Origin of the sequence: Streptomyces sp. NBC_00569, from assembly GCF_036345255.1 — a bacterium.
GTDB lineage: Bacteria > Actinomycetota > Actinomycetes > Streptomycetales > Streptomycetaceae > Streptomyces.
The window spans coordinates 618,453-637,949 of record NZ_CP107783.1; the positions used below are offsets into that span (position 1 = coordinate 618,453).

Here is a 19,497-nt window from a genome sequence, read left to right on the forward strand (position 1 = left end):
GCGGGTGACCAGTTGCACTTCAACGTCGAACTCACCCTCCGCTTCTACGAGCCTCGTCAGGAGATGTCGCTGCTCACCATTCCCTGGATCACGGGCCGTTGGATGCGCCGCGGAGCGACCGGGCGCATCGCCCGCCGCGTCACCGGTTGCCTGCTGGTGATCGCCGCCGGTGCGTGCATGCTCACCCTGCCCTACGCGGGCGGGGACGTGGGCGATCACCGTGGGGCAGGCCTCACCGCGCCTCCTCGACGGCCTCCAGGAAGGCGGGCACCCCGCAGAGCAGAGAACTGCGTCCCCTACGACGCGGCGTCAGTACGACCTCCTCATCGTCGGGTGCCCAGCCACCGCTGCAACGGGATGTCAGCCGACCGACGGAACCGCGGTCCCGGGTCCGCTGCGGGTGAGACGGGAGCGCCGCCGCGTCGCGATCGCAATGGCCGTGCCGATGCCCGCGATCAGCAACCCGATCCCAGTGAAGATCAGCGGAATCAGCCACAGGGAGACAAAACCGTCGATCTTTGCGTCCTCCGGGTCATCGGCGCGGTACAGGACGTCAACCCGCTCACCCTCGTCGTACGCCGGTGGGTTGGAGCCCATCGAGCTCCGGAACGTCGTCGGCGAACCGCCCGCCGGCGTGAACTCGACGACCGGGTGCGCCGTGGGCCCGCTGCTCTGACGTGACTTGCTGGACGAACTGACGGAGCCACCCGACCACTCCAGGTACACCACGGTTCCCTTGGCACGCTCCGCATCCGTCACGAACGAGATCGACACCCCTCCAACGATCGCCCCGATGGCGAAGAACAGCGTCCCGAACGCGATGAGCCCGAACGAAATCCACCAGCCGGCACTCCGCCGCCCACGTACCTGAACCTGCACAACGTCCCTCTCACTTGCCCGGAGTCAAGGGACGCTATCCCAGGTGCAAAGACCGCCGCGCAACCGCCCCCACGTCGTTCACGACGCGGGGGAACTCCGGGGCCCTGGTCCCGGCGGGACACGACGTACTGGATTGTCGGCCCTCACCGGCGACAGCGCGACGTACACAGAGGAACCGTCGATGAACCGAGCTGCCCTGCCCCTCGTAGCAGGTAGCCCGGTTGCCCCTCTCCGATTGCCGGTCGGGCACGGGGCAGCACTCCGCCCTCCCCTCGGCACCGACGTCCTGTGCCTCCCGCGGTGCGAGTCCGAGCGCCGCCGCCGAGCCGCTCCGGACGAAGATCGCCTGGCGGGCCGAGGAACTGCCCGGCGGATCCCCGCGCATGACGATCGGTGATGTCGACGCCGCGCCCGAGGATCAACGACTGTCGCGCACCCGACTGCCAGCGGAACAGCAGGTCCGGCCGGCGCGCCGACAGCGCGCGCGGGCACACCCCCTGGGCAACCGCCCGACACCAGGACCAGGGAGCCGTCTCAGCACCCTGCCCCCGCGGACGGGTGGGCACCAACAACTACCGGCTCGCGGTCGCGGTCGAGGTCGCCGGCATCAAGGCGGACGACTCCCCGGCCGCAGGCACCGACATCCGCGCGGACTGCGGTACGGGCATCAGCCGAGCGCACACGCGGACACCTGAGGTCAGCTGTTCCCGCCGTAAGCCGCCGCGATCTCCTCCGACTGCGCCCACCGGCTGTACGTCGGCTGCTGCGGCCAGCCCTCCGGCGAGTCCTGCCACTCCTCCTGGCGGCCGTACGGCAGCAGGTCGACCAGGCCGAACAGGAAGCTCAACTGCTCGACGCCCCGGCCGTCGGTGTGCCAGGTCCGGTACACCTTGTCGCCGTCGCGCAGGAACACGTTGACCCCGAATCCACCGTTCGGAGGGGCGCCGACGTCGCTGCCGAACGAGCTGTTCGCCGTCGAGTACCACGTCATCTCGTTCCCGACCTTGCGCTTGTAGGCGAGCGCCTCGTCGATCGGGCCCTGGGTGACGATCACGAATCGGGCGTCGAACTTCTTCAATCCCATCAGCCGGGTGAACTGGGTCGTGAAGCCGGTGCAGCCGCTGCACTGCCACTCCGCGTCCTCGAACCACATGTGGTTGTAGACGATGAGCTGCGGGCGGTCGCCGAAGATCTCCACGAGGCGGACCCGGCCGTCCTCGCCCTCCAGTACGTAGTCGGGCATCTCGACCATCGGCAGCCGACGGCGCTGGGCGGCGATGGCGTCGAGCTCCCGGGTGGCGGCCTTCTCCCGGACGCGCAGCGCCGCCAGCTCCTTCTGCCAGGTGGCCGCGTCGACGACGGACGGCAGGGCGTTTTCGGTGGTGGACATGGTGCCTCCGGACGGATCAGGTGCCTGTCTGGGAGTACTGACTCCCTGGGCGGCCGGAAGTCATCGGTCGCCCCCAGCAAGATCGCACCGGCGACGGCAGCCGGCATCTCCAAGGCCCGCACGATCAGCCGACTGGCCGGACCACTGCCCTGCCGTTGCCCCCCCCCAGGCGCCGTCGCCGCTACTTGTTCGGGCCCCGGAGGCGGCCGAACGCCTTCGTGAGGGCGGTCAGCGGCGAGCCGTCCAGTCTGACCGAGCCCGGATCGGCCGGCCGGGGCACACCCGCGCCACCGGTCACCTCCGCCAGCGCGGCCTGCGCCGCCTCGGCCGCCTCCCGGTACAGGTCACAGGACTTCGTCATGGCCTCCAGCGCCTCCGCGTACCTGGCGACCATGCCCTGGGCGTGAACCAGCTCCTCGTCCGGGGTCAGCAGGTGCCAGCCCTGACGCAGCCGTGTCAGGGCCCGCTCGGCGTCGGCGGGCAGCGGCCTGGGCAGCGCGGCGAACTCCTTGATCCTGTCGAGGAGTTCGGTCGGTTCGGAACCGTCCAGGAAGACGCTGCGCACCGTGAGGCGCTCCGCCTCGTAGCCCGGGACAGGCGGCACCGTGGGCAGGACGACGGCCCCGCCGCGCGGCATCCGCACGCTCAGCTCCCGCTTCATCGCGAAGTCGGCGATCTGCGCCTGGTCCGGCGTGCCCCGGTGCTCGACCACCCGGTGCCGCAGGCTGGGCGGCAGGAACGCCGAGACAGGCTTCTGCCCCATCGCGTCCGGCGTCATCGCCTCGTGCACCACGACATGGATGAACCAGCTGTTCCGGGTGCAGTCCCGCAGCCGGTGGCGCAGCTCGTCGTCGTCCTTGGGCAGATGGTTCGCCGCCCGCAGGCGCACGCCGGGCACCGTGTCGTGATCCCAGTCGACCCGGTCGCTGTCGGGCCAGAACATGGTGGCGGGCGAGGGCCAGTGCGCGTCCCACGCCCGCTCCGCCTCGGCGGCGAGGACCCAGGTGACGCCCTCGCCCTCCTTGCGGCGGGCCTCGGGGTCGTACGTCGTCAGCTGTGCGCGCACGGTGACGTCGTCGGCGACGCGCCAGCGGGCCTCGAAGAGGCGGCGGGCCGCCGGACCGAGGTCGGCGGATTCGTCCCGCGGGTGCAGGGTGGTGGAGCGGGCCGCCTCGACGGGGTCGAGGTCCAGGAAGTCGTCGAGCACCCCGGCCGCCTTGAGGGCGATCAGGTTGCGCCGGACGTCCTGCTCGGGCTCGGGCCCGAGGTGGCGCCCGCGCCCCAGCCACGCGGTGTCGGGGGCGATGGTCGAGGAGCTGCTGTTCTTGGCCATGGAATCGTTCTGTGGGTGATCGGGGGCTCGACCAGTATGGTCCCTGCACCTGTCGATGGAAGGGCAACCCCGTCCCCGACTTGCATCAATCGCGTGGGAGCGGGACGAACCCCGACGTCAGCCGCAGGGTGGCGGCTCCGGAGCGTGGCTCGTGCGCGCGTCGACCGCCGGCGCCTGGAGCACCAGTACCGACAGGTCGTCCTCGACCGGGCCCGTCCCGAAGTCGTGTGCCGCTCGCCGCACATGCTCCGCGAGCGCCTTGGCACCGAGTCCCATGCCCTGGCGGAGCACATCCGCGAGGCCGTCGTCGTCGTCCAACTGCCAGTTGCCTCGGCGTCGTTCGGTGACGCCGTCGGTCACACACAGCAGCGTTTCGCCGGGCGCGAGATGGAAGGTGCTGGCACGGAATTCGGCGCCCTCGTCGATACCGAGCAGCATCCGCGGCTCGCAAGCCGGTTCCACTCTGCCGTCGGTGAACAGATGGAGGGGCGGGGGGTGGCCGGCGCTGGCGACCCGGCAGCGGGCTCCCGCCACGCCCGGTTCGACGGCCAGCTCCCCGTACAGCAGGCTCAGGAACCGGGTGGCCGCCTGCTCGCCCTCGTCCGTGAGTGCTTCCGCGCTCTCCTCCGCCATGGCGGTGTTCAGCCGGTCGAGCACCGATTCGACGCCGTGGCCTTCGCGCGCCAGGAGACGCACCAGATGCCGGGCGAGGCCGGTGACGGACATCGCCTCCGGGTCCTTCCCCTGCACGTCCCCGAGCAGGAAGCACCAGCGTCCCTCGCCCTTCGGGAAGATGTCGTAGAAGTCGCCGCCGACGGTCTGGCCCTCGCCGTGCGGCTCGTACACGATCGCGCTGTCGATTCCCGCGATGCGGGCCAGGCTCGTCGGCAGCTGCCTGCGCTGGAGCGCGACGCTGATGGTCGTCTGTCTCGTGTACTGGCGGGCCGTGTACACGGCCTGCGCCACGCGGCGGGCCACGTCGTCCACCATTCGCACCACCGCGTCGGTCATGTGCAGCTGCCCCGTCCGGCCGAGCAGGAGTACGCCCACGTCGGAGTCACGGACGGTGAGCGGGAAGGCGAATGCCGACCCGCCCGCACGGTCGGACCCGCCGCTCTCCGGCCAGGGCCAGGGCGTGCCGCCGGCGCGGATGCCGGCGGACGGCGGGATCCGCCCCAGTTCCTCGCGCAACGGCACGATGCGCCGCTCGTCGACGTGCCAGACCCGGGCGAGCTGCAGCCCTCCCCCCTGGGTCCGCAGCCAGATGCCGCACCAGTCGGCCAGGCGGGGTACGAGCAGCTGGGCCGCGAGGGCCGCGACCATGCCCTGGTCCAGCTGCCCGGCCAGGAGCTCACTGGTCTCGGCGAGGAACGAGGGGCCGCTGTGGTCCACCCATTCGGCGGCGTACCCGTGGCTGCGCGCGGGGTGGTTCGGCGGCCTCGCGTCATCGGGCGCGGCCGGTACGGTCCCGGGTGCACCGGTCTCGCCGGTACGGGCCGGGGTGGCGTCGGCGGCAGGGTGTCCCGGCTCCGTCGAGGAGGACTCGAGCCGGAACCACACCCGCTTCTCCGACCGGCGGTAGGTCACGCCCCAGGCCTGGGAGAGCGCGCTCACCAGCTGGAGGCCGTAGCCGGGCTCACCGTGCCGGGCGTCCGCCGCGCCTCGTACGCCTCTGGAGGGGTGGCGGTCCGCGACCTCGACGACGACGGCCATTCCGGCATTCGGGTGCCGCTCCAGGCGGCAGACGACGTCGATGTCGGTGCCGGCGTACACGACGGCGTTGGTGACCAGCTCGCTGACCAGCAGAACGGCGTTGTCGACAAGCCCCTGCGGGACCGTCCCGGGAGCGGGGATCGGGTCCTGGCCGGGCGGCGTCGCGGTGGACGTCATCCGGCCCGATAGCACGTCACGCAGGAATCGTCGCGCCTGTGCGGACGCGAGCTGGTTCGCCGGCAACTCCTTGCTGCACACGAAATCAGCCGAGTGTGCGGGCAACGGGATCACGACGCCCCCTGTGTGCGCCAACAGCTGGCGGGAGAAGTATTTTCGCGCCCCTTATAATATGACAAACATGCGCAAACAGGCCGCTGGTGTGCACGACGAACTCCGGGCGGAGGGTGGTTCATGACCATGGACACGACTCGGCCCGACGTGGCCGGCCCCACCACGACGGACTCCGGACAATGGGTCCGTACGAGTGAGCTGCGCCCGCTTCTCGCCACGATGAGGGCCCTGTGCGAAGGCGATTTCACGGCGCGCGCGGACGGTTCACCGGAAGAGGGCGAAGCGGCCCCCAAGGACCCGGTCGTCGCCGAGATGGGCGCGGTCCTCAACCAGATCATCGCGCGGAACGACCACCTCGCCACGGAGCTCCAGCGCGTCCGGCACGAGATCATCCGGCGGGGCCGGCTGGACGAGCGCATCTCGGCGAGTCCCGGGGCAGGCACCTGGACGACGAACGTCGAGGCAGCCAACACGGCGATCGAGGCGCTGGTGGGCCCCGTCGCCAAGGCCACCCGGGTCCTCGACGCCGTCGCGGACGGCGATCTGACCCAGCACGTCGATCTGCACGACGGAAGCCGCCAGCTCCGCGGCGACCTGCGCCGCCTCGGCATCGGCGTGAACCGCATGGTGGACCAGCTCTCGCTGTTCACCGGAGAGGTGACCCGGGTCGCCCGCGAGGTCGGCACCGAGGGGCGTCTGGGGGGCCGTGCGAAGGCGCAGGGCCTGTCCGGAGACTGGCTCCACGTGACCGAGGCGGTCAACACCATGGCGTCGCGGCTGACGGCGCAGGTGCGGGACATCGCGGTGGTGACGACCGCCGTGGCCCGCGGCGACCTGACGCAGCAGGTGACCGTCGAGGCCACGGGAGAGCTGCTGGAGCTGAAGCTCACCGTCAACACGATGGTGGACCAGCTGCGGGCGTTCGCCGACGAGGTCACCAGGGTCGCCCGCGAGGTCGGCACCGAGGGCCAGCTCGGCGGCCGCGCCCAGGTCAGGGGCGTGTCCGGGGTCTGGAAAGACCTCACCGACAACGTGAACTTCATGGCGTCGAACCTGACCTCCCAGGTCCGCAACATCGCCCAGGTCACCACCGCCGTCGCCAACGGAGACCTGAGCCAGAAGATCACCGTCGACGCGCGGGGCGAGATCCTTCAGCTGAAGTCGACGATCAACACGATGGTCGACCAGCTCTCCGCCTTCGCCGACGAGGTCACGCGTGTGGCCCGCGAGGTCGGCACCGAGGGCCAGCTCGGCGGCCGCGCCCAGGTCAGGGGCGTGTCCGGGGTCTGGAAGGACCTCACCGAGAGCGTCAACTTCATGGCCGACAACCTCACGTCGCAGGTCCGCAACATCGCTCAGGTCGCCACCGCCGTCGCCGAGGGCGACCTCGGCAAGACGATCACCGTGGAGGCCAAGGGAGAGATCCTCGAGCTGAAGTCGACGATCAACACGATGGTCGACCAGCTCTCCGCCTTCGCCGACGAGGTCACGCGTGTGGCCCGCGAGGTCGGCACCGAGGGCAACCTGGGCGGCCAGGCCCAGGTCAGGGGCGCGTCCGGGGTCTGGAAGGACCTCACCGACAACGTGAACTTCATGGCGCTCAACCTGACCTCCCAGGTCCGCAACATCGCCCAGGTCACCACCGCCGTCGCCAACGGAGACCTGTCGAAGAAGATCGACGTCGACGCCCGTGGCGAGATCCTGGAGCTCAAGGACACCATCAACTCGATGGTCCAGCAGCTGAGGGCGTTCGCGGACGAGGTGACCCGCGTGGCCCGCGAGGTCGGCACCGAGGGGCGGCTCGGCGGCCGCGCCCAGGTCCACGGCGCCTCCGGGGTCTGGGAGAACCTCACCGACAACGTGAACTTCATGGCCGACAACCTCACCTCCCAGGTCCGCAACATCGCCCAGGTCGCCACCGCCGTCGCGCGCGGTGACCTGTCGAAGAAGATCGACGTCGACGCCCGCGGCGAGATCCTGGAACTCAAGACCACGATCAACACGATGGTCGACACGCTGTCCTCGTTCGCCTCCGAGGTCACACGTGTGGCCCGTGAGGTCGGCTCCGAGGGGCAGCTGGGCGGCCAGGCCCGCGTGGAGGGCGTCTACGGGACGTGGAAGCGCCTGACCACCAGCGTCAACGACCTGGCCCTGAACCTGACCACCCAGGTGCGCGCCATCGCCGAGGTCGCCAGCGCCGTCACACAGGGAGACATGTCCGGCTCCATCTCCGTGGAGGCCCAGGGCGAGGTCGCCACCCTCAAGGACAACATCAACCTCATGGTGGCGAACCTCCGTGAGACGACCCGGGCCAAGGACTGGCTGGAGTCCAACCTGACCCGTATCGCGGGACTCATGCAGGGCCACCGCGACCTGGTCGAGGTCGCCGACCTGATCCTGCGCGAGCTGACCCCTCTGGTGAACGCCCAGTACGGTGCGTTCTTCCTGGCCGAGGCAGCTGCGGAACCGGGCGAGGACCTCGAGCTCCTGGCCGGTTACGGCACCGGCCAGGAAGAAGACCACAGGCCACGCCCCCGGCTCAGCCTCGGCGCGCCCGGCTGGGGTCTCATCTCCCAGGCCGCCGCGGAGAAACGGCGGATCCTCGTCGACGCGGTCCCCCCGGACTACATCACCATCAGCTCCGGCCTCGGCGCCGCGCCGCCGGCCAGCGTCGTCATCCTGCCGATCCTCTTCGAGGACCGGGTGCTCGGCGTGATCGAACTCGCCTCGTTCAGTCGCTTCAGCGAGGTCCACCTCGCCTTCGTCGACCAGTTCGTGAACACCATCGGCGTTTCCATCAACACCATCATCGCCAACTCCCGTACCGAGTCGCTCCTTTCCGAGTCGCAGCGCCTCACCGCCGAACTGCGCCAGCGCTCCGACGAGTTGCAGACCACCAACGCCGAACTGGAGGAGAAGGCGGCGCTGCTCGCCACGTCCTCCCAGTACAAGTCCGAGTTCCTGGCGAACATGTCGCACGAGTTGCGCACACCCCTCAACTCGCTCCTCGTACTGTCCCGGCTTCTCGCCGACAATCCCTCCGGCCGGCTCTCCACGGAGGAGGTGGAGTTCGCCGTCACCATTCACCAGGCGGGCTCCGACCTGCTGCAACTGATCAACGACATTCTCGACCTGTCGAAGATCGAGGCGGGCCGGATGGATGTGCACCCCAAGAAGCTGCCGCTGAACAAACTGCTCGACTATGTGCGGGCGACGTTCCAGCCGCTCTCCGGAGACCGGGGCCTGTCGTTCGACATCAAGGTCGGCGAGGACGTCCCCCTCGAGCTCTACTCCGACGAGCAGCGCCTCCAGCAGATCCTGCGCAACCTTCTCTCGAACGCGGTGAAGTTCACCTCGTCCGGCGGGGTGGAACTGCTCGTCGAGCGCGCGACGCCCGCGGACTTCGAGGAGGAGACACTGCGCGACGCGGACGAAATCATCGCCCTCTCCGTCAAGGACACCGGAATCGGCATCCAGCCGGAGCTGCTCAGCGGGATCTTCGAGGCGTTCCAGCAGTCCGACGGCGCCACCAACCGCAAGTACGGCGGCACCGGCCTCGGCCTCTCCATCAGCCGTGACATGGCGGCCCTGCTCGGCGGCAGGATCACGGCCGAGAGCGAGCCGGGCGTCGGCTCCACCTTCACCCTCTACGTCCCTGTGCACTACACGACCCCCGCGGTGGAACCGCTCCCCACGGCCGGCGAAGTGCAGGCCATCTCCGGGCCGGGCTCGCCGGCCCGTCGGCCCACGGCCCGCGCAGAGACCCCCGCGGAGATCGACGTGTTCACCGACCCGGCGTCCGTGCCCCGCACGGCAACCCGTGCCTCCGTGGACGTCGCCGACCTCATGGACGAGCACGCGAGCTGGCCGGAGACGACCCGGCTCAAGGAATGGCTGACCGGCAGCACCGCCGGGGTGCTGGCCAACCGCCGCATCCTGATCGTCGACGACGACATCCGGAACGTGTTCGCGCTCACCCATGTGCTGGGCCGCGTCGGTATCACCGTCAAATACGCCGAGAACGGCCGCGAGGGCCTGGAGGTCCTCGACCGGACACCCGACGTGTCCCTGGTCCTGATGGACATCATGATGCCCGAGATGGATGGTTACGAGATGATCGCGGCGATGCGGCGCACACCCCGGTTCGCGAACCTGCCGGTCATCGCACTGACCGCCAAGGCCATGCCCGGCGACCGCGAAAAGGCCATCGAGAGCGGCGCGAACGACTACATCCCCAAGCCGGTGGACGTCGACCGGCTTTTGTCGGTGATCTGCCGGCTGCTCGACCCGCACACCCCCTCGCAATCGCCTTCGCCCACGTCCGGCGACGACACCCCGGGGCGGGCACAGTGACGGCGCCGCAGGGAGCGGCGGCGGACGCCTCCAGCATCCTCATCGTGGACGACATGGAGGAGAACCTGGTCGCGCTCGAAGCCGTGCTCGGCTCACTCGCCCGCGTGGTGCGCGCACACTCGGGCGAGGCGGCGCTCAAGGCGATGCTTCGGCAGGAGTTCGCCGTCGCGCTCATCGACGTCCTGATGCCGGGCATGAACGGCTTCGAGACCGCCGCCAACATCAAGGGCCTCGACCAGACCAAGGACATCCCGATCATCCTGCTGACCGGGGCGGCGGTCGACCCGAACTACGCGTATCGCGGCTACACGGTCGGCGCGGCGGACTTCCTGATCAAGCCGTTCGACCCCTGGCTGCTGCGGACCAAGGTCAACGTCTTCCTGGAGCTGCACCGCAAGAACCGTCAACTTGCCGAGCAGGCGGAGCAGCTGACACGCCTACTGGCGGTCGACGTGCCCACGAAACCCGCCGAGGAACAGCACCGCCTCGTCGAAGTGGAACACCAACTGGCCCAGGTGCAAAGCCTGCTGCGCGAGCGGGAGGGTACGGACGCCCTCGATGCGGCGGACCTCGCCGACCGGATCGCCGTACTCGAAAGGGCGGTTGGACGGCTCGTGGAAAGCCGGGACCAGTAGGTGCAGGCCCGGCGCGCCCTGCCGGACGCGGCGAACCGCCCGGCAGAGCCCCGCGTCGGCTCAGGACACGTCGGCCGGCGCCTGCTCGGCGGCCTCCAGCTCTTCCTCCGGGTCCAGCGGCTTCAAGCCCGGCTCCTCTCGTCGGATGCCCATCGAGGCACCCCGCGCGAGCGAACCGTGACAGTCAGAGCATGTGATCAGTTCACGACACGGATCCGGTGCACCAGCGGATCACGCCGACGTCGGCGCTTGGCCGAGGGGGATGACGCGGGCCGTGGCATCGGCGGTGGCGATGACCACCCCGTCGGAGTCGGTGAGGCCGGCTTCCAAGAAGGCGATGTCGCCCGCCCGGTGCACCACACGCCCCTTGCCGATGATCCGGCCCGGGCGGACGGGCCTCAGGAAACGCGTGTGGAGCTCCAGCGTGGACTGGAACTGGTCCGGTTCGAGCGTGGCCAGGAGCGCGGGACCGACGGTGTCGTAGAGCATGGCCGCGAGAAATGCGCCCAGCACGTTCCCGGCCGGGTTGGTGAAGTCCTCGGTCGCGGTGAAGGCCAGCTCGACGGTGCCGCTGTCGCCGTCCGCGTCGAGGACCTCCATCCCCAGCGTGGCCGCCGCCCGGGGCAGCGGGGCGCGCCCCTCCACGGCATCCCAGAACGGCCCGGATCGTCCTGTCATCGCACACCTCCCAGGTCGAGAGTTCTGTCGGGATTTCTCCTGCCGTGCACATTCCCCCTGTCCGTCTCCCCCATCGGCCCCGCACCTTCCCCTGCGTGTGGCGATCAGCAGCGGCCGACGGGACGAGCCAGTCGCAAGAGCGACCCGGGACGGGACGACGGAGATCGCAGAAGAATGCGGGCACCAGACACCTGATGCATGCCACACCCGCAACGAGGCGGCCGGCCTTTCACCCGAGCGGCCGCCGGACTCGTCACACGGCACATGTGTCAGACTCCGCCGCATGACACATGATCAGACCCGCGAGACGCTGAGCATCGGGCAGCGCGACTCCGAGCTCAACGAGCGCCTGTCGCAGGGCCTGGACGAGGTCAACTTCCCCGCCACCGGAACCACTGCCGCAGATCAGAGTTCGCTGTCGGTGAAGGTGGTCGACGAGGCCGGTGAGCTGCTCGGGGGCCTTTCCGGCTGGACGTGGGCCGGGCTGCTCGGCATCGAGATGCTGTGGATCCGTGAGAGGAGCCGTAAGGACGGGTGGGGATCGAAGATCCTCCTGGCCGCGGAGGCGGAGGCGCGCCGGCGAGGCTGCGACCGCGCCTGCGTGTCGTCCTTCACCTTCCAGGCACCGGAGTTCTACCAGCGCCACGGATATGTCGAGACCGGCCGGACCCTGGGAATCCCGGGCGGCGCCGAGGATGTCCACATGTTCAAGAAGCTGGAACAGGCCTCGAAGAAGAGTGAAGGGTGACGCGGTCCCGCGCTGCGCGACCATGCGGTCAGCCGTGTGCGTGATCAGCCGACGGCCTCACCCGAGGCGAGGCCGCGCCGGCGCTTGACCGAAGCATCGCCGCCGCGGCGTCTCGCGTCTCCCCGTCTGTACTCACCCCGGCCATTCGGAGCGGCGACCCGGTGAGGATCGGTCTCCCACACGATCGGGGGAGAACTTCCGCGGCGAGGCATTCCCATGCCTCGCCGGTGCCGTGGACGCTCAGGCAGGGAAGTTCATCAGGGCCACCGGCGCGGAGGTGGGTTTGGGCGATCCGCCCGCCGGTTCGACCGTGATGCCCATACCGGACGCCTTGGCGACGGGGCCGTCCAGGAGGACGGCCTGCGCCCGCGAGGCGGGGTCGAGCAGGCCGGCCGGACGCATCGTGTCGCCGTCGGCGAACCACAGCTGGTAGACCTTGCCGGACGGCGGCGTGGCCAGCCCGGCCGACACGAACGCCGCCTTGTCGCGGCTCTTGGAGACGACCACCGTGGCGCTCGCACCGCCGCCGAGGCGCGCGCTGCCGGCCTTGGCGTCGGGCGCCCCCAGGACTGCCGCGAGCTCCGCCGACCGCCGTTGCTCCGCGCCGGCCTCGGCCCGCGCGTCCCGTGCCTCCTCGTGCTGCCACACCGCGATGCCGCCGAACCCGGCGGCGGCCGCGAGGCACGCGGCGAGTGCCCAGCGCGACGCACGGCGGCCCCGCGCCGGGTTACCGCCGCCCCGCGAGGGCCGCTTCGGGAGCGGCGACTCCTGGCGGACATTGGGGATCCGTCCCATCACCCGGGCCTTGAGCTCGGGCGGCGGGGCCTCACTCACTGCGAGCCCCAACCGGCCTGCTGTCGCTGTCAGTTCGGCGACTTCCTGGGTGCAGGCCTCGCAGACCCCGAGGTGACGCTCGAACGCGGCCAGCTCGTCGTCGGACAGCGCGTGGAGCACGTAGGCACCCGTCAGCGTGTGGACATCGGCGTTCGTCATGCGTTCACCCCCAGGCAGTCGCGCAGACGGATCAGACCGTCCCGCAGTCGCGTCTTGACCGTGCCGAGAGGCAGCGCGAGCAGCTCGGCCACTTCCCGGTACGTGAGTCCGCGGTAGTAGGCCAGCGTCACGGACTGACGCTGGAGCTCCGTGAGGCCGCGCAGACAGCGGCGTACCTGTTCGCGTTCGAGGCGGTGCTCCACCTGCTCGGTCACCTCGTCGAACTCGGGGGTGCGCTCCAGCATGGCGGCCTGCCGCTCCCTGGCGGCGGAGGCCTCGACCGATCGGACCCTGTCGATGGCCCGCCGGTGGGCGAGCGTGAGTACCCAGTTCATGGCCGTACCGCGGTCCGGGCGGTAGCGGGCGGCGCTGCGCCACACCTCGATCAGGACCTCCTGGGCCACCTCCTCGGACTGCGCGTGGTCGCGCAGCACGCTGCGCACCACTCCGAAGACCGGCCCGGCCACCCGGTCGTACACGGCGGCGAAGGCCTCATGGCTGCCCTTTGCGGTCCGGCCCATGAGCGCCTGGAGATCGGGCTCCGGCGCGGGTGACGGCCCAAGGGGTGCGATTCGGTTCACGTGGCGATCTTCCGGGAGGGAACGGCGGGACACCGGTAATGCGTAGCAAGGGCGCCGACGGATTGGTGCTGATGCGGACGAGTTTTCCACGCGGTACGCGCTCCGCATCCATGTCCTGTGTCGCCGGTGCCGCGGCGAACATCTCGGCCAATCCGTCCCCGCCTCGGCTCCGGATTACCCATGAGTCCTCCGAGCGGGCAGTCGAGCGGAGGCGCGGAGCATGAGGAGTGGATCGTGACGCGTGCGGCACAGGGCATACGGACGGCGGTCGTGGGGAGCGGCGTGGCGGGTCTCACCGCCGCACACGTCCTTGCGCGTCGCCACGACGTGGTGATGTACGAGGCCGACGACAGGACCGGCGGTCACGCGCACACCCACGACGTGCCCTCGGCCGACGGCAGCCTGCACCGGGTCGACTCGGGGTTCATCGTCCACAACCGCCGCACCTACCCGAACCTGCTGCGGCTCTTCCGCGAACTCGGCGTCGCCACGCAGGAGTCGGAGATGAGCATGTCGGTACGGTGCGAAGGGTGCGGCCTGGAGTACGCCGGGGCCCTGGGGCCTTCGGGCCTGCTCGCCCAGCCGCGCAACGTGGCGCGCGGGCGCTATCTGCGCATGCTGGCCGAAGTGCCCGCCTTCCACCGGGCCGCTCGCCGACTGCTGGCCGAGAGCGGCGACGACGCCCTCACTCTCGGCGAGTTCCTGACCCGGGGCCGCTTCTCCGCGTACTTCGTCGCCCACTTCATGACGCCCCTCGTCGCCGCCGTCTGGTCCTGCGACGCCGCCACGGCCCGGCGCGCTCCGGCGCGTTACCTGTTCCGGTTCCTGGCGCACCACGGTCTGCTGTCGGTCACCGGCTCGCCGGTCTGGCGCACGGTGACCGGCGGCTCACGCAGCTACGTCGACCGCGTCGTGAAGCAGCTGGGCGCCGTCCACACCGCCACGCCCGTACGGTCCGTGCGCCGGCACCCCGACGGCGTCGAACTCACGACCGAGGACGGCCTGACGACGGCGTACGACTCCGTCGTCATCGCCACCCACCCCGACCAGGCCCTGCGCCTCCTCGCCGACCCCACTCCCGAGGAGAGCCGCGTCCTCGGCGCCTTCCGCTACTCGCGCAACAGCACCGTCCTCCACACCGACACCGGCGTCCTGCCCAAAGCGGCGAGGGCGCGCGCCGCCTGGAACTACCTCATGCCGACCTGCGACGTCGCGGCCGACCGGGTCCGCGTCAGCTACGACATGAACCGTCTGCAGCGCCTCACCGCACCCGAGACCTTCGTCGTCACCCTCGGTGGCGAGGGCCGCGTCGACCCAGGCCGGGTGCTGGCCCGCATGACGTACGAACATCCGGTCCTCACCCCGCAGTCGGTGGCCGCCCAGCAGCGTCTCCCCGCCCTCAGCGGGCCGCGCACCGCCTATGCGGGGGCCTATCACGGCTGGGGCTTCCACGAGGACGGCTGCCGCTCCGGCGCGGCGGCGGCCGCGGCGCTGGGGGTGGTCTGGTGATCCCCGCCCCCCGGTCCTCGTCCGCCCCGGCAGATGTTCTCCCGCCCGGCCCTGCGCCCGCGCTGTATCCGTGCCTGGTCACACACGTGCGCTCCGCACCCAGGCGCCACGTGGTGCGGCACCGCACCTACCTGTGGCTGATCGATGTGGACCGCCCTCCCCGTCTCCCCGCCCCGCTGCGTCCCCTGGCCCGCTTCGAGGCGCGGGACCACTTCGGCGGAACGGGGCCCACGATCCGGGCGGGCCTGGAGAAATTCCTGGCCGCGCACGGTGTCGCGCCCCCGACCGGGTCCGTCGTCATGCTCGCTCAGGCCCGCGTCCTGGGTCACGTCTTCAACCCGCTCAGCCTCTTCTGGTGCCACGACCGGGACGGCGAACTGCGCTGTGTGGTGGCCGAGGTCCACAACACGTACGGCGAACGGCACTGCTACCTGCTGAGCCCGGACGAGGCGCTCCGCGAAGGGTTCCACGAGGAATTCCGCGTGGACAAAGAGTTCTACGTCTCGCCGTTCTTCCCCGTCGACGGGCAGTACCGGATGCGTCTTCCCCTGCCCGGGGAGCGGCTCGATCTCGCCGTGCATCTGGAGCGGGCGGACGGGCGGCCGTTCACGGCGACCGTCCGGGGCCGCCGGCTCGAAGCCACCTCGGGAGCGCTGGTCCGCGCCGCGCTGCGGCACCCGTGGCCCACGCTCGCCGTCTCGACCGCCATCCGAGCGCAAGGCATCCGCCTGTATCTGAAGGGGCTGCCCTTGCAGCCCCGCCCCCGACACCGCGTACAGAAAGGCATGGATTGACTCCTCCCCCCTGTCAAACGAGGGGGATTCCTAGCTCACGTCGCCTGCCCCCCGGCGGGGGTGCAGGTCTTACACGATCAGCACTAGCCGGGTGGAAGACCAGCCCGGACCAGCATCACGCGGGCGGAGTTCTTGTCTCTCGGTGAGACGGCTCCGCATGCGGTGCAGGTATACGTTCGTTCGGAAAGAGGTAGTGCGTGCTTGGTTCTCGCTCCGCACTGCGCGAAGTCCGTCGTGGTGTGCGCGGGGTGTACCAGATGGACGGTCCGGCCGTGCTTCCTGGCCATCTCGACAAGCGCCGCCTTGGTGGCGCCGATCGCGGCATCTGCCGCCTTCCTGGCCATGGTCGACTTCGCGAGGAACTTCGGCTTGAAGTCCTCGATGGCCAAGGCGTCGTGGTCGCGGACGACCTTCTTGGCCCACTTGCGGCCGGTGTCCTGCCGCTGGGCCGCGACCTTGCGTTGCAGTTTCGCCCTCTGCCGCTTTGCCTCGCGGTATCCCTTCGATCCGGCCTGTCCCTTCGCAGGGCGGCGCCGGGCCATCATCCGCTGATAGCGGGCAAGTCTTTGCGCGGCTGTCCGCCCGTGCTGGGAGTGGGGAAGGTCGTGGTCGTCGGATGTGGTGGTCGCGGTCTCCTTGACGCCCCAGTCGATGCCGATCACGCGACCGGTTGCGGGCAGCTTCTCAGTCTGTGCGGGGACGTCGAAGGACGCCCACCAGTGCCCCACCGCATCGCGGTACACACGCACCGACGAGGGAGGCTTGGGCAGCTCGCGCGACCACACCGGCCGCACCACGATGTGGCCGGCCAGATGCAGACGGCCGTCCTTGAGGCGGAACCCTCGCTTGGTGTATTCGAGTGTGGGCAGCGCTTCACGCTACTTCTTGTACTTCGGCATCCCGGCCCGCTGCCGCATCGGCAACCGCGCCTTGATGTCCTTGAGGGCCTTCGCGCGCGACTTGCCGAAGTCGCGTATCAGCTGCTGCTGAGGAACGCAGGCACCATCGGCCAGCCACGGCGTGCGCGATCGGGCCTCGGTCAGCATCGCCGCGAGCTGGACCGGCCCACACGTCGTCTTCTCGCCGGTCGCCTGGTTGTGCGCGTGGACGGCCTTGGACTTGGCGACGCACTCATTCCACACCCAACGCGCCCGGTCCCACTCAGCTTCGAGCGCAGTGCGGGCCGACGCCGACAGACGCACGCGGTAGGTGTACCGGCAATGGCCGGCCGCCTGCGTGGTCGCTTCTGTCGTCACGCATCGGAACCTACCTGGGAGGACTGACAGTTGAGCCCCATTTGCTCTTTGTGGTGTCCCTCGCCAGCGGTTTCGGTGTATGCCGATCCGCCCCTGGCAGCGAATCTGCTTTCCCTGCCCGCTCACGCGGGAGCTTCATTTCCTCCCCCGGCTAAAGCCGGGCGTATCCACGAAGGAGAAACGATGAACTTCCCGGTGACCCACCGCGGCAACGCCGAGCGGCGGGCCGACAGCACGGCCGTGGACGCGGCCGTGGACGCGACCCGATGGCCGGACGTCGCGTCGCCGCCCCCGTCCTCGCGCGCGAGAACCGCCGTCTCCCAGGCCGTCGTGCGCGGCGCGCTTGACCGCCTCCCGATGCATGTGCGACTCGCGGACAGCAGTCGACTCGGCCGGGGCGGGCCCCTTTTGAGGATCCATGACCCGGAGGCCTTCTACCGCCGCATCGGAGTGAACGGCCTCGTCGGCTTCGGTGAGTCCTACATGGCCGGGGAGTGGGACGCCCCCGACCTCGTGGCCGCCCTGAGCGTGCTCGCCGGCCACGCCGCCGAACTGATCCCCCGCCCCCTTCAGCGGCTGCGCGGAGTCTGGGCACCACGGCAGCCGGCCGCCCAGCGCAACACCCCGGTCGGTGCCCGCGACAACATCAGCCGCCACTACGACCTGTCGAACGACCTGTTCGCCCTGTTCCTCGACGCATCGCTCAGCTACTCCTCCGCCGTCTTCCGCGGATTCCCCGCGACCTGGCGGCACCTCGAAGCGGCACAGCACGCCAAGATCGACCGCCTGCTCGACCTCGCCGAAGTCACCTCCGGCACCCGCCTGCTGGAGATCGGCACCGGCTGGGGCGAGCTGGCGATCAGGGCCGCCAGGCGTGGCGCCCGCGTCACCACGCTCACTCTCTCCGCCGAACAGCGTGACCTGGCGCGTGAGCGCATCCGCGCCGCGGGGGCGGCCGACCGGGTCTCCGTGGAGCTGTGCGACTACCGGGAGGCCCAGGGAACGTACGACGCCGTGGTGAGTGTCGAGATGGTCGAGGCGGTGGGCGTGGAGTTCTGGCCCGTCTACTTCAGGACGCTCGACGAACGGCTCGCGCCGGGCGGCCGCGCCGCCCTCCAGGCCATCACCATGCCGCACGACCGGATGCTCGCGAGCCGTGGCACGTTCACCTGGATCCACAAGTACATCTTCCCCGGCGGTCAGCTGCCCTCCGTGGAAGCGATCGAGGAGACGGTCCGCGACCGCACCGGCCTGCGCACCGCCCGCCGCGACGGCTTCGGCGCCCACTACGCCGAGACGTTGCGGCTGTGGCGCGAACGGTTCACCGAGCGCGCCGACGAGGTCGCAGAGCTCGGCTTCGACGACATGTTCCGCCGCATGTGGACCTTCTACCTCGCGTACTCCGAGGCGGGGTTCCGTGCGGGCTACCTGGACGTCCAGCAGTACCTGTTCACGAAGGACGGCCACCGCGGGGGTTCGGCGACCGTTCCCCGGCCGGGTGGTGGTGGACGGTGAACGGGTTCGAGTGGGCCGCCTTCGCCGGGAACCTCGCACCGGCCGCGGGCGCGGCGCTCTTCGTCATGGCGGTCACCTTCGCCGTCGCCCTGCGCACGGGTCTGCACCGGATCGTTGACGTGGCCTGGGGCGTCGGCTTCACGGCCGTCGCTCTCGTGTCCTACGTGATGTCGGCCGGCGACGGCGACCCGGGACGGCGCCTGCTGGTCAGCGTGCTCACGGGGGTGTGGGGCCTGCGGCTCGCGCTGCACATCGCACGGCGAGGCCGCGGCCACGGCGAGGACCCGCGTTACGAGGCACTGCTCGCCAGAGCCCGCGGCAACCGCGACCTGTACGCCCTGCGCGTCGTCTATCTGCTCCAAGGCGCCCTGGTCTGGCTGGTGTCGCTGCCGGTCCAGGCAGCGCAGTACGGCACACGGCCCCTGTCCGCCTTCGCGGTGGCCGGAGCCGCGCTCTGGGCGGTGGGACTCTTCTTCGAGGCGGTCGGTGACCATCAGCTCGCCCGCTTCAAGTCCGACCCGGCCCACCGGGGACGCGTCATGGACCGCGGTCTGTGGAGGCTCACACGGCACCCGAACTACTTCGGTGACTTCTGCGTGTGGTGGGGCGTCTTCCTCGTCGCCTGCGACGCGGGGGCTGCCGCGGCCGCCGTCGCCGTGGTCTCCCCGCTCACGATGAGCTTCCTGCTGCTCAGGGGCAGCGGAAAGCCGCTCCTGGAACGGCACATGGCCGAGCGCCCCGGATACGCCGCGTACGCCGCCCGCACGAGTGGATTCTTCCCTCGCCCGCCGAAACGGGGACCCTGACACGGACCCCGCGTCGAGAGGAC

General features: G+C 70.3%; 14 protein-coding genes and 1 pseudogene. 7 read left to right on the forward strand and 8 right to left on the reverse strand.

All coding sequences use genetic code 11. The features are described from left to right. Positions 1 to 360: 360 nt before the first annotated feature. The 4 genes from OHO83_RS02880 to OHO83_RS02895 all read right to left on the reverse strand — a co-directional run bounded on the left by OHO83_RS02880 (position 361) and on the right by OHO83_RS02895 (position 5,492). The gene (locus OHO83_RS02880; RefSeq protein WP_432748104.1) at positions 361 to 774 is read right to left on the reverse strand and encodes a DUF3592 domain-containing protein; all 414 of its coding nucleotides are present in this window, start codon (positions 772 to 774) and stop codon (positions 361 to 363) included. A gap of 802 nt (positions 775 to 1,576) precedes the next feature. Next, complete coding sequence (locus OHO83_RS02885; RefSeq protein ID WP_266679243.1) at positions 1,577 to 2,269, reverse strand: DUF899 family protein; 693 nt, start codon at positions 2,267 to 2,269, stop codon at positions 1,577 to 1,579. 181 nt (positions 2,270 to 2,450) lie between these two features. Beyond that, complete coding sequence (locus tag OHO83_RS02890; protein ID WP_330278574.1) at positions 2,451 to 3,602, reverse strand: hypothetical protein; 1,152 nt, start codon at positions 3,600 to 3,602, stop codon at positions 2,451 to 2,453. Between the two features lie 117 nt (positions 3,603 to 3,719). Next, on the reverse strand, positions 3,720 to 5,492 hold the full coding sequence (locus tag OHO83_RS02895) for a SpoIIE family protein phosphatase (protein WP_405633993.1): 1,773 nt from the start codon (positions 5,490 to 5,492) through the stop codon (positions 3,720 to 3,722). Between the two features lie 234 nt (positions 5,493 to 5,726). Here OHO83_RS02895 and OHO83_RS02900 point away from each other — a divergent pair, with 234 nt between their 5' ends. Beyond that, the gene (locus OHO83_RS02900; RefSeq protein ID WP_405633994.1) at positions 5,727 to 9,959 is read left to right on the forward strand and encodes a HAMP domain-containing protein; all 4,233 of its coding nucleotides are present in this window, start codon (positions 5,727 to 5,729) and stop codon (positions 9,957 to 9,959) included. Beyond that, the gene (locus OHO83_RS02905; protein ID WP_266679237.1) at positions 9,956 to 10,594 is read left to right on the forward strand and encodes a response regulator; all 639 of its coding nucleotides are present in this window, start codon (positions 9,956 to 9,958) and stop codon (positions 10,592 to 10,594) included. The genes OHO83_RS02900 and OHO83_RS02905 overlap by 4 nt, the downstream gene beginning before the upstream one ends. 231 nt (positions 10,595 to 10,825) lie before the next feature. On the opposite strand, the gene OHO83_RS02910 is transcribed toward OHO83_RS02905, so the two are convergent. After that, positions 10,826 to 11,272 carry a PaaI family thioesterase gene (locus OHO83_RS02910; RefSeq protein WP_266679235.1) on the reverse strand — a complete coding sequence of 149 codons (447 nt, stop codon included), beginning with the start codon at positions 11,270 to 11,272 and terminating at the stop codon, positions 10,826 to 10,828. Between the two features lie 283 nt (positions 11,273 to 11,555). Here OHO83_RS02910 and OHO83_RS02915 point away from each other — a divergent pair, with 283 nt between their 5' ends. Then, on the forward strand, positions 11,556 to 12,020 hold the full coding sequence (locus tag OHO83_RS02915; protein WP_330278576.1) for a GNAT family N-acetyltransferase: 465 nt from the start codon (positions 11,556 to 11,558) through the stop codon (positions 12,018 to 12,020). A 240-nt stretch (positions 12,021 to 12,260) separates the two neighbouring features. Here OHO83_RS02915 and OHO83_RS02920 read toward each other — a convergent pair whose 3' ends face one another. Beyond that, positions 12,261 to 13,013, reverse strand: coding sequence for an anti-sigma factor (locus tag OHO83_RS02920; protein WP_330278577.1), 753 nt, complete (start codon positions 13,011 to 13,013; stop codon positions 12,261 to 12,263). Beyond that, complete coding sequence (locus OHO83_RS02925; protein ID WP_330278578.1) at positions 13,010 to 13,594, reverse strand: sigma-70 family RNA polymerase sigma factor; 585 nt, start codon at positions 13,592 to 13,594, stop codon at positions 13,010 to 13,012. The genes OHO83_RS02920 and OHO83_RS02925 overlap by 4 nt, the downstream gene beginning before the upstream one ends. 234 nt (positions 13,595 to 13,828) lie before the next feature. Between OHO83_RS02925 and OHO83_RS02930 the strand changes: the two genes are divergently transcribed. Continuing rightward, on the forward strand, positions 13,829 to 15,103 hold the full coding sequence (locus OHO83_RS02930) for an NAD(P)/FAD-dependent oxidoreductase (RefSeq protein WP_330278579.1): 1,275 nt from the start codon (positions 13,829 to 13,831) through the stop codon (positions 15,101 to 15,103). An 86-nt stretch (positions 15,104 to 15,189) separates the two neighbouring features. Beyond that, positions 15,190 to 15,897: a DUF1365 domain-containing protein gene (locus OHO83_RS02935; RefSeq protein ID WP_405633995.1), complete on the forward strand. Its 708-nt coding sequence runs from the start codon at positions 15,190 to 15,192 to the stop codon at positions 15,895 to 15,897. A 13-nt stretch (positions 15,898 to 15,910) separates the two neighbouring features. On the opposite strand, the pseudogene OHO83_RS02940 reads toward OHO83_RS02935, so the two are convergent. Continuing rightward, positions 15,911 to 16,943: pseudogene (locus OHO83_RS02940) on the reverse strand (RNA-guided endonuclease InsQ/TnpB family protein). A gap of 393 nt (positions 16,944 to 17,336) precedes the next feature. Between OHO83_RS02940 and OHO83_RS02945 the strand changes: the two are divergent. Both OHO83_RS02945 and OHO83_RS02950 read left to right on the forward strand, forming a co-directional pair. After that, positions 17,337 to 18,668 carry a cyclopropane-fatty-acyl-phospholipid synthase family protein gene (locus OHO83_RS02945; RefSeq protein WP_330278580.1) on the forward strand — a complete coding sequence of 444 codons (1,332 nt, stop codon included), beginning with the start codon at positions 17,337 to 17,339 and terminating at the stop codon, positions 18,666 to 18,668. Continuing rightward, a complete protein-coding gene (locus OHO83_RS02950) occupies positions 18,665 to 19,474 on the forward strand; it encodes a DUF1295 domain-containing protein (protein ID WP_330278581.1) in 810 nt (269 codons plus the stop codon). Before OHO83_RS02945 ends, OHO83_RS02950 begins: the two co-directional genes overlap by 4 nt. The last annotated feature ends 23 nt before the right edge of the window (positions 19,475 to 19,497 follow it).

What these genes read in the sequence shown, in the direction of transcription:
- OHO83_RS02885 (WP_266679243.1), bottom strand. Translation starts at nt 2,269, where the DNA reads ATGTCCACCACCGAAAACGCCCTGCCGTCCGTCGTCGACGCGGCCACC.
- OHO83_RS02890 (WP_330278574.1), bottom strand. Translation starts at nt 3,602, where the DNA reads ATGGCCAAGAACAGCAGCTCCTCGACCATCGCCCCCGACACCGCGTGG.
- OHO83_RS02895 (WP_405633993.1), bottom strand. Translation starts at nt 5,492, where the DNA reads ATGACGTCCACCGCGACGCCGCCCGGCCAGGACCCGATCCCCGCTCCC.
- OHO83_RS02900 (WP_405633994.1), top strand. Translation starts at nt 5,727, where the DNA reads ATGACCATGGACACGACTCGGCCCGACGTGGCCGGCCCCACCACGACG.
- OHO83_RS02910 (WP_266679235.1), bottom strand. Translation starts at nt 11,272, where the DNA reads ATGACAGGACGATCCGGGCCGTTCTGGGATGCCGTGGAGGGGCGCGCC.
- OHO83_RS02915 (WP_330278576.1), top strand. Translation starts at nt 11,556, where the DNA reads ATGACACATGATCAGACCCGCGAGACGCTGAGCATCGGGCAGCGCGAC.
- OHO83_RS02920 (WP_330278577.1), bottom strand. Translation starts at nt 13,013, where the DNA reads ATGACGAACGCCGATGTCCACACGCTGACGGGTGCCTACGTGCTCCAC.
- OHO83_RS02945 (WP_330278580.1), top strand. Translation starts at nt 17,337, where the DNA reads ATGAACTTCCCGGTGACCCACCGCGGCAACGCCGAGCGGCGGGCCGAC.